Origin of the sequence: Acinetobacter sp. YH12112 (assembly GCF_013418945.1) — a bacterium.
GTDB lineage: Bacteria > Pseudomonadota > Gammaproteobacteria > Pseudomonadales > Moraxellaceae > Acinetobacter > Acinetobacter indicus.
Genome location: NZ_VPBA01000010.1, coordinates 86,655 through 96,682 on the forward strand (window position 1 = coordinate 86,655; position 10,028 = coordinate 96,682).

Here is a 10,028-nt window from a genome sequence, read left to right on the forward strand (position 1 = left end):
AATTTAGCATACTCCCCGCGAATATGCGGGAAAGTTCACATAAAGTTACTGCTAAATACCGAGAAAATAAAATAAATCTTCATTATTCTATTTTTTCGAGCGAAAGCTGCACCGGTTTAGACATTTAGCATACTGTTTAAAGTTTCGACCACGTTTTTCGATTTCACCAAGGGCTTCAAGGTTTCCAGGGCCACCTGTACCTGACTGCGCTGTGGTTCATCCAGCGTATACCAGCGTGACAGCACCTGCAGCAAACGTGAACCTAAAATCGGGTTCTTTTCATCGAGGTATTTGGCCAAATGGATATAATGCTGCACCCCAAAACTCCAGGTATTTACCGGATTCATATTCAGACCGCCACTGACCGAACGAATGCGGTTTGGTGTGCCCAGGTCATAGTCCGGATGCTGGGTTAAGGCATGAATGGTTTCAGCCGTTGCATTTGGATGGGAGGCCTGTACAGTAAACCACTGGTCTAAAGACAGCGCTTCATCTTTAAAGCGGTCATAGAAGTCCTGCAGGCAGGCTTCGGCTTGTGGTGCATCATTCCAGACCAGTACACGTAGCGCGCCTAAACGTTCTGACATATTGCCGGTATTCTGGTATTGCTGATGTGCCAGATCAAAGGCTTCGGTATCGCCCTGACGTGCCATCAGACTGAGCATGATATTCTTCAGCGCACGTACGCCCATGGCCTGTGAAAACTCTTTTTGCAGGTCCGGGTCCAGACTTAAGTAAGTTTCCTTACAGAAAGCACCCAATTCACGCGCCAGCGTATTTAACAAGGCTTCACGTTTTTCCTGAATATCCACCGGACTATAGTGCTGATCAATCCGGCTACCCAAATAGCCTTCGCTTGGTACATCAAAAATTCGTGAGGCCAGTAACGGGTCCTGATTGACCAGTGCCGGCACCGTGTTTTTCATGGCCTGAAGATAACTTTCTACCGCATGACCATTTAGCAAAATGCGCTCCAGCAAGGTCTGCGTCGCCTGCCACTGGTTAAAGCCGTTGGTTTCATACTGCATCAGGAAGGCCAACTCGGCATCACTGGCATCAAATTCCAGATTTACCGGCGCCGAGAAGTTACGTAACAGCGACACCACCGGTTTGGCATTAATGCCGCTAAATTCGATGGTTGCCTCATCCTGATCAAACAGATACACGCCATCTTTTACGCCATTTTCAAACAGGGCCTCAGATTGCAGCGTATACTGCTCGCCGGTTTCGGCATTAAACAGCGCCAAAGCCACTGGAATTGGCACCGCTTTCAGGTCCGGATATTTCGGATGCGCTTTCAGGCTTTGTTTAAAGCTTAAACGATAGATTTGAGCCGAAGCATCATATTCGCCATGTGCCTGCAATTTTGGGGTACCCGGCTGGTTATACCAGGTTAGGAACGCAGATAAATCAACACCTGAACCTGCAGTCAGTGCCGCAACCCAGTCTTCGACCGTCACCGCCTGACCATCATGACGGCGGAAATATTCATCGGTACCGGCGCGGAATTTTTCCTTGCCGAGCAAGGTCGACATCATGCGGTTAATTTCCGCCCCTTTTTCATACACCGTGGCGGTATAAAAGTTATTAATTTCAACAAAATGATCTGGACGTGGCGGATGCGACAATGGGCCAGAATCTTCCGGGAACTGATGCGCTTTTAATACAGCGACATCATCAATCCGTTGTACTGCGGCCGATTGTAAATCTTCTGAAAACGACTGGTCACGGAAAACGGTCAAGCCTTCTTTTAGACACAGCTGGAACCAGTCACGGCAGGTAATCCGGTTACCGGTCCAGTTATGGAAATATTCGTGTGCGATGACCGACTGAACCCGCATAATTGCCGCATCGGTGGTGTATTCTTCATCGGCCAGCACGCAAGAGGTGTTAAAGATGTTCAGGCCCTTGTTTTCCATCGCGCCCATATTGAACTGGCTAACCGCCACAATCATATAGTTGTCGAGGTCATACGGCAGACCATAATGTTCTTCATCCCAGCGCATCGAATGTTTTAACGCTTCCATGGCGATGTGACATTTAGGAATATCTTTTTCTACCGCATAAATTTCCAGTGCCACATTACGGCCTTCAGAAGTCACATAGCTGTCTTTCAGCACCGCTAAATCGCCGACCACACAGGCAAACAGATAACTTGGCTTTTTGGTGGGGTCCTGCCAGATCGCATAGTGACGCTGGGCATCCACCTCGCCTTTTTCAATCAGGTTACCATTGGCCAGCAGCACCGGATATTTTTTATCGGCTTCCACCCGGGTGGTAAATACCGACAGCACATCCGGACGGTCCGGATAGAAGGTAATTTTACGGAAACCTTCCGGCTCATTCTGGGTCACAAACAGATCACCGGCCTGATACAGACCTTCCAGCATGGTGTTGCTTTCCGGATGAATCACCACCTGGGTTTCAATACGTGCACGATCTGGTGCATGCTGAATCACCAGCTGTTCAGTATCGAGCTGATAGTCATTTTCAGTCAGTTGCTGGCCATTCAGATGAATGGCTTTCAGCTCCAAATCACGGCCCAACAGCACCAAATCACCTTCGGTCTGGCGCTGCATCTCCAAAATAGTATTGACGATAGTGTGGTCTGCATACACCTGAATATCCAGATTAATTGAATCCACCAGAAATGCAGGTTTTTGATAGTCTTTTAAATAAATAGTTTGGTCTGCTTCAACCACTGGATTTGCTGCGATATTCATATCATGTCCTAATTGTTTATACGCCGGGGCATTATGCGGATGATGTCTTGATCATACGCCAACTTTTTCAGTCTGTCTGCTGAATGCGCGTCTGTTCTAATATGGGCATCCGGCCATGACTTTTCAATTCATCATTCAACTAAATCTGTTTAAAAATACAGAGATGCTGAATTATGCAGCGAATCCAACAGCTTAATCTGCCAGCTAAAATCTTCTCGCGCTGGTGTTGCGCCATGCTGGTGCTGTTCTGCCCATCTGACCTGAAATTCTGCGCTATTGAGATACAAGTTCCTACATAAAGCTGCCACTTGACTACATTCTGTAATCAAAGACCTGTGATCTGTGCAGCTAAAAATATACTGCGAGATAAAACCGGATAATTTCTCTAGTCTAAACAGAGGCTTATTTAGACTTCGTCAAGATAAATCCGGTGACAATTTGTCAGCTTTTGCGAAGGGAGATTTATTCAAATTTAGCTTTTCAATTTCACATCTAGACTCAAACAGTTACCGGCTAAATGACGCTTTCAGTTGGACGGATCGCCATTTGAGCGTGGGTCATTACATTATTTTCAAATCGGCTACATTTTGTGCACGCTTCTTGCTTGTATTTACAGGCGCCGAGCGCATGATAACAATGATGAAAAAACGAGAAGAGGTGTGAGATGTATTTAAAAGAGCATATCGTCCGTGTAGAAAATATTAAAACCCTGCAAACCCTCGATCAGGCCAACATCGACCATAAAGTGATTGCCCTCTTTATGAGCTGTGAAGGCATTCCCATGCAGACCAATGAGGTCACGTCCATTTTGAATACCTATGATGCCTTGGGTAGCAAGAAAATCCCAAGCAAAAAAGTACAGGCGCTAATTCAGGCCAAACAACTTGGTGAGGAGGATGATTCGCTACCGTGTCCGGTATAATCTCTCCCCCTTTAACTTCCATTTAAAATACGGCGCACTGCCGTATTTTTTATGACAAAGAGCTGTTCAGATCAGAGTATTCAAATTCGGCATGGTGCCCAAGTTTTCTGCTTTATGTTTTTTTGAGCAAACCAATGCGGCCCAGCCATGTATAATCCAGACATCCTATTTCTAAAATGATGACTGCACCTGAATATGCTCCAGATTCTGCAAAAACAGTTAGATGAAAGCACCTCATGTCCGCTGTGCCGCGCCGCCATGTATTGGGTGGAAGCCGAACAGTATGATCAGGAGCTGAGCTATCACGAGTGCAGTTACTGCGAACATAAAGTATATCCGGGCAATTTGCACAGTTGCCATTGCCCAGCCTGTGAGAAAAAGCGCAAACAGCTGATTAAAGAAGCGCTGGTACAGGAAAACCGCAAACTGAAAAATAAAGGCAAAGATAAAGACATGATTGAGCACAAGCTGAATCAGTTAAGCTTTATCCAGAAACTGTTTTTATTGTCGATGCTGGACGATCAGGTACATGAAAATACCCAGCATGATGAATATATATACTGGGAACGGATTAAATTCCAGCCTTTTTCACCCAACTATTTATATCAGAAACAGCTGATCAAACAGCTGCTTGACCAGCAGATTCTGGTGGCCAAGGAATTCGCCGATGAAGCCGGCCAGTATTATGTGAATGTGCGGCTGGATGGTTATTCAGAGCCGAGCCTGTTCAGTATTACCCATCAGCTTCGACAATGGTTTTACCAGAATTTAAGCCAGGGCGTGCCCTTTCACAGTTCAGATGAAGTCAAAGATGCCATCTATGAACTGATGTATGAAAAAGTGGTGCAGTTCATGCAGTTTTATTGCCGCATCTGGCAGGTGCAAATTTCCGGCAACAACAGTTTTAAAAGCCTGTGTTTTCGCCTGCTGGACAGCCTGGCAGTGGGTCAGATTTTTTATCTGGTGCAAACCGCGCTAGATTATCTGCATGGCCAGAAATTATTACAGGCACGCAATGAAAAATTCATTAATACCAATCTGCTGAAAAAAACCGTAGAACAGTACCGTGAACGTGGCCTGCAAGAAAAATGGATGACCACCACGCTGCCACATCCACTACAACTGCCGATGAGCAAAATGGTGGAAATTCTATTTTTCCGTTTTCTCAATTATGATGAAATGATCTTTGTACAACCGATCTGGAAAATCTGGGAAAAGATTGAACCGCGCTTAAAATTTTATGCCTTAAAACGCTGTATGCACTGCGGCTCGGATGAACTGGATGTCGATTATGATGCCCAGCATTATGTGTCCTTGTTCTGCCGTCGCTGTAAACAGCAAGACCACTACTTTACCCAATAAAGGGGTAACTGATGAATTATCCAGAACAGCTTTCCACTCTTGACAGCAGCCTGCCCGATGAAACCGCGGCAATGATTGAAAAAATTATTGAAGCCTGGAGCCTGCTCAAAACCCGGCAACCACTGGTGCAATGTATCACCAACAGTGTTGCGACCAATTATACCGCCAATATTCTGCTGGCTGCCGGTGCATCACCGGCCATGATTGATAATCCTTTTGAAGCAGAAAGCTTCAGCAGTATTTGCAGCGCCTTAAGTGTTAATTTGGGCACACCGACCAGCGAACAGATGCAGGCCATGCAGATTTCGGCAGAAACGGCCCAGCGTCTTGCCAAACCGTGGGTGCTGGACCCGGTCGGTTATGGGCCCGTCTTAAAATGGCGCTCAGATATGGTTGATGCGCTATTGACCTTTCAACCGAGTGTGATTCGCGGCAATGCGTCGGAAATTGGCGGCTTGGCCGGCGCACAGGTAGAATCCAAAGGTGTTGATTCGACCCTGGATAGCACCGCGGTATATGCACAGGCCAAAAGCCTCTTGGCGCATGCCGAATGTATTGCCATTTCCGGTGAATCCGATTTTATTCTGTCCAGACAGCTTGAACAGGTGGTGCAGGTGAATGGTGGCTCGGAATTACAGCCCAAAGTCACCGCAACCGGCTGTGCCCTAGGCGCTTTAATTGCTGCTTATGCCGCAGTCAGTCCGGTGACCATTGCCACCATTGCCGCGCATGTCCATTTTGCCATTGCCGGAAAACTGGCCCACGCGCAAAGTTCACAGGTTGGCAGTTTTAATGTGGCGTTTATGGATGCCATTTTCAGTCTGGATGCGGACACCATCCGTGAACATGCCGATTTAAAATTTCTGGCGCCTTAAGACACCTTCCAGTCCAAAGCAAAGTTGAGTGCCGTTTCGGTCAGGGTTTTACTGTCTAAACGGCAAATACACATCAGGCCGATGCCATCAAAATAGTCCGGTGCGTGTTGCAGGAAAAAATCACAATGCGGATTGGCATGCACTCTTAACTGTTGCAGCTCCTCTTCACTGCGCAGCGGCACACAGGTCTGATGCACATAAATATCTTCATCACGCTTCTGGATGTCGTGTTGCCGGCTGGCCATCACCTGCAACACGCTTAAATAATCCTCCGGCATCCGGATATCACTGCGTGGATAAAAGCCCCGAACACGCGATATAAAATGTGCATAAAGCTTCGGCTGGTTGATGGTGGCAATAAACCACATGGGCGTTAAAGGATATTTAAAGCGCTGATTCAGCATGGCTTTGAGCGCACTGTTGATGATTTTATGGTTGTATTGATGGCGATAGCTTTTTAAAAAACTGGCGCGTGAGTTAACCACCAGAATTGGCTGATGCAACAGGGTTAAGGCCAACAGTGGAATAATGGTCTGCCCAACCAGTTTGCCACGATGATGATATTGAATAATGGTGACCGAAATTGCCTGCGGGTCATACAGATATTTCTTTAGCTCCTTTTCACAGGTTAACGTAAACACCTGCTGATCAAACTCGGCAATTTTTTCAAAAAAATAATCTTGTTGTTGTGTGGATAAGGCTTTGAAGTCAAACACCGTCTCAGTGATATCCATAATCCTTCACCCTATGATTGTTTTAATTTATCAGACTCATTTTAGTGTCACAACCCGGAATCAGTTATCACTATTTTCCGGGATTTGTCCATTTTGTGATAAATCATTGTAATTATATGAAATAATTCATATTAATCAAAATAATTGTGAGTAAATTTAATCTAATGATTTTACAACGCTTATCTGGGCTTTCTCGCTAAAAAACCTGATAATTCAGCGAATTAATGAGATCTGGTTAACATTTTAATTCGACCAAAGGTTATTTGCCTACCATCTACACACCGGCGAAATAACCGCAGTCATATTGCATGAATTTTCAACTAAAAATCAAAATGAATCATAAAAAAACCAGTGAAAAATCACTGGTTTTTGTGAAACAAAAAATGTGTGAACAATTAAAAATTAAAACAGCTGGAAAGCTTTAGATGCCCAGCCGCGTGCAGCCGATGAACTGACCGCAGGCAAAGGTTGTCCTCCATAAACTACGCTGCCCTGCCGATCCTGATAACTCATCCAGCCAATGGTGTCAGCAAAGCCAACTGGGGCTTGGCTATAGTCACACACGCCTTGCGGGAAAACCTGATGCAATCGCTGGAGCTGTTCATTGCTAAAGCGGACCGTATTGCCATAATCCGACACATTTAAAGGTTTCAGCTGACACTTGTTGGCATAGGTGGTCAGGCTGTCCCCGGCCACCATACGCGGTGTGCCATATACCGGTAATCTGAGCGTGCTGCACAGATTCTCGCGGTTAATGATGCCGGCAGTAATACAGGCATCTTTTACATCTGCCGGTTTGTTTTGGGTCAGTTTGGCAGCAATAGGCAAATCACTTAAGTCTTTTTCGACATTGCTTAACCAGCGGTCCATATCATTAAAGCTGATTTCCAGACATTTGGCATCGGCAATCATGACCAGATCACCGCCATAAATCACATGGTTATTATAATTACCATGCGCTTTTTCCAGTCGCGCCCGAATGGCAAAGGCACGATAGGAATCATGGAACAGCGCCGGGTCCGGACCTCGACAGTCAATAATCGCCACTTTATTCAGGTTATTTCCGACATTAATTAAGCCACTGCGATAGGCGTTGTTCAGCGCCGTATAATTGGCTTCTAGCCGCTCAGGCACCGCCTGAATATCAATATCCACACCGCCTATTTTTTCATTTAACTGTACAAACTGTTCTGGGGTAATGATGTTTTTCATCAAGCTGTCCAGGCCATATTGTACCCCGACATTATCCATCGGCAGGCCAGCAAAACCGCGACCAATGCGTTTTTCAGTTTCGGTCCACAGCTCCGTTGGGCGTGGTGCCAGCAAATTAATTGCCGCATCCTGAATCGAACAGCGAATGCCTTGAGGATTATTGGTGGCATGATATAACTGTGCCGATGAAATTCCCTTGCAGATGGTATTTGGCCGCGCCACATCAAACTGGGCCAGCTCACTGACATAGCCATTAATTTCAGAAATATGTCCCTGAACATGCGCAATCTGATGCGGCAAGAAGCTTAAACGGCCTTCTGGAGTCTGGAAATAATTAATCATCAGGTGATAATCGGCGAACTGTGAAGCGGTACTCCAGGCATCAGGGAATGAGCAAGTGGGTAAAATCCCCTAATAAATTCCCGGATAGGCATTGGCCACCCATTGTGCTGCCAGCGCACCACCTGAACAGCCCTGCCCGATGGTATAGCGCAAGGTGCCATACTGCTCAATAAAACGCTCTTTGGCCATAATCAGCGATTCTGCCTGAATCGCCAGATTACAGTTATGACCGCTATGAGACAGTGCAGTCGACATCACCCCAAAGCCGCGGCCTAAAGCCAAAATGGTGACATCAGGCAAAATGGAACTTGAAGTGGCAATGACCGTTGGCGCAGAGGCAGACTGGTAATCATTACTACAGCTTTGGCCATGCGTGACCACCAGTTTATGGTTAAATTGCGCTTGTGGCTTTAAGGCGGTCCACGGCTGGTTCGGATCATACAACACCGCAAAACGGTATTCATCGCGGTTCTGATAGCCCACTTCCTCACGCACAATAAATGGCACCGTTAGTCCTTCATCGGTAGTGGTGGTGGCAATATTCTGGCTGGCCGGCGGTTGTGCCGGGTCATAACTTTTAATGAGTCCCAAACGATCTTTATAGTAATAGTTATATTGCACAGCCTTTTGACAGAACTGATCGGTCGACGCATTGGTACAGGTCCAGGGCTTTAACTGCGGGCCAGACAGTAATGGTCCACTCGAAGGATGATTGATCAGGCTTAAATTCTGATAATAACGCCCTGCTTCAACCTTGAGTTGATTATCGCCCAGTTTAAGTCCTTCAACTAAGGCTTGGCGCTGCTCATTGGCAAATGCATCACTAATATTTTGTCCATTCAGGGACACTTTCAACGCCGTAGTTTGAATATCATCGGGCAGATCCAGTTTCAGCAATACATCCGAGTCTGTAATTAAATCTGGCCGGGTGGATAACACCTCCACCATTTCCCGCTCTACTTTCGTAGATGTTCCTGAACCGGAAGAATCTCCACCTCCGCCACCACAGCCATACAATATGACACCACACACCGCAATATTGAGGCTATTGAATACCAGTTTTCCTTTCATACGCTCATCCATAAATTATTATTTTTCTGAAGTTTTTATCTGTATAACTTCATTCATGAGCATAAAGATAATTTGACAACAACCATTGTCATTATTGTTATTTATTGTTTTATGGGCTGTTTTAAAAAATCACCAAAATCAGGGATAAAAACCAAATTCTGCTTCTGAATATCTGATTTAATTTCAAGCTATTTTGCATGACTAAAAAGATGAATAGTTATATAACTTTTACTTTAATTAACTTAGTAAATGATTAAATTCTTTTATTCCCGTGTAATATTTTCCGTCTTATTGGAAAATTTTTGTAACCATTTAACGATTAAATGAGAAATTCAAAACATCCAAGTTCCAGATAAAAAATGCTTATTTTTGAGCAATAAAACTTTCTCCTCCTCCCACTTTTGGCTATGACCTTTCATTTATAACCAGCAGATCAGAAAAACTTTCGTAGGTTGAAGTAAAAGAGTGTGCTTTAATACGCTCAGTATGAGATGAGCCTCTTACAGTATGTGCCTCAGATGTGCATACGACTAGCCCCTAACCATGGTAATGCCAGTCAGTTAAGCAAATTTTAGTAAAATGTAGTAAAAATGAGTGTATGTAAATACGCTCATTTTTTTATGTCTTTATCTGAACATTTAGAATCCACTCTTGAACATGCTCTCCCATCACTCAACCATTTTTGTGAACTTATTGATTTAAATTGGATTGAAACAAGCCTGCATCAAACAGGTAAGGCATCAATCAGAAGGAGAAAATTACCTGCTGAGCACGTGGTTTGGCTTGT

6 protein-coding genes and 1 pseudogene are annotated in these 10,028 nt (G+C 45.0%); 4 read left to right on the forward strand and 3 right to left on the reverse strand.

Features of this window, described 5'->3' with window-relative positions; genetic code table 11:
• Positions 1 to 116 precede the first annotated feature (116 nt).
• Positions 117 to 2,723, reverse strand: a complete 2,607-nt coding sequence (gene pepN / locus FTU50_RS05720; RefSeq protein WP_075166856.1) for an aminopeptidase N — start codon at positions 2,721 to 2,723, stop codon at positions 117 to 119.
• Positions 2,724 to 3,387: 664 nt separating this feature from the next.
• On the opposite strand from pepN, the gene FTU50_RS05725 reads away from it, so the two are divergent.
• The 3 genes from FTU50_RS05725 to thiM all read left to right on the forward strand — a co-directional run bounded on the left by FTU50_RS05725 (position 3,388) and on the right by thiM (position 5,882).
• Positions 3,388 to 3,645 carry a hypothetical protein gene (locus tag FTU50_RS05725; protein WP_005178638.1) on the forward strand — a complete coding sequence of 86 codons (258 nt, stop codon included), beginning with the start codon at positions 3,388 to 3,390 and terminating at the stop codon, positions 3,643 to 3,645.
• A gap of 195 nt (positions 3,646 to 3,840) precedes the next feature.
• Positions 3,841 to 5,007, forward strand: coding sequence for a hypothetical protein (locus FTU50_RS05730; RefSeq protein ID WP_180069604.1), 1,167 nt, complete (start codon positions 3,841 to 3,843; stop codon positions 5,005 to 5,007).
• Positions 5,008 to 5,018: 11 nt separating this feature from the next.
• Entirely contained in the window at positions 5,019 to 5,882 is an 864-nt protein-coding gene (gene thiM, locus FTU50_RS05735) for a hydroxyethylthiazole kinase (RefSeq protein ID WP_168407897.1), read from the forward strand.
• Here thiM and FTU50_RS05740 read toward each other — a convergent pair.
• Both FTU50_RS05740 and FTU50_RS05745 read right to left on the reverse strand, forming a co-directional pair.
• Positions 5,879 to 6,616, reverse strand: coding sequence for a hypothetical protein (locus tag FTU50_RS05740; RefSeq protein WP_168382536.1), 738 nt, complete (start codon positions 6,614 to 6,616; stop codon positions 5,879 to 5,881). The two genes, thiM and FTU50_RS05740, sit on opposite strands and share 4 nt — an antisense overlap.
• Before the next feature lie 402 nt (positions 6,617 to 7,018).
• Positions 7,019 to 9,253, reverse strand: a pseudogene (locus FTU50_RS05745) (DUF6351 family protein).
• Positions 9,254 to 9,861: 608 nt separating this feature from the next.
• Between FTU50_RS05745 and FTU50_RS05750 the strand changes: the two are divergent.
• Positions 9,862 to 10,028 (forward strand): transposase domain-containing protein (locus FTU50_RS05750; RefSeq protein ID WP_171295185.1); only part of this gene is annotated, 167 nt, incomplete at its 3' end.

What these genes read in the sequence shown, in the direction of transcription:
- pepN (WP_075166856.1), bottom strand. Translation starts at nt 2,723, where the DNA reads ATGAATATCGCAGCAAATCCAGTGGTTGAAGCAGACCAAACTATTTAT.
- FTU50_RS05725 (WP_005178638.1), top strand. Translation starts at nt 3,388, where the DNA reads ATGTATTTAAAAGAGCATATCGTCCGTGTAGAAAATATTAAAACCCTG.
- FTU50_RS05730 (WP_180069604.1), top strand. Translation starts at nt 3,841, where the DNA reads ATGCTCCAGATTCTGCAAAAACAGTTAGATGAAAGCACCTCATGTCCG.
- thiM (WP_168407897.1), top strand. Translation starts at nt 5,019, where the DNA reads ATGAATTATCCAGAACAGCTTTCCACTCTTGACAGCAGCCTGCCCGAT.
- FTU50_RS05740 (WP_168382536.1), bottom strand. Translation starts at nt 6,616, where the DNA reads ATGGATATCACTGAGACGGTGTTTGACTTCAAAGCCTTATCCACACAA.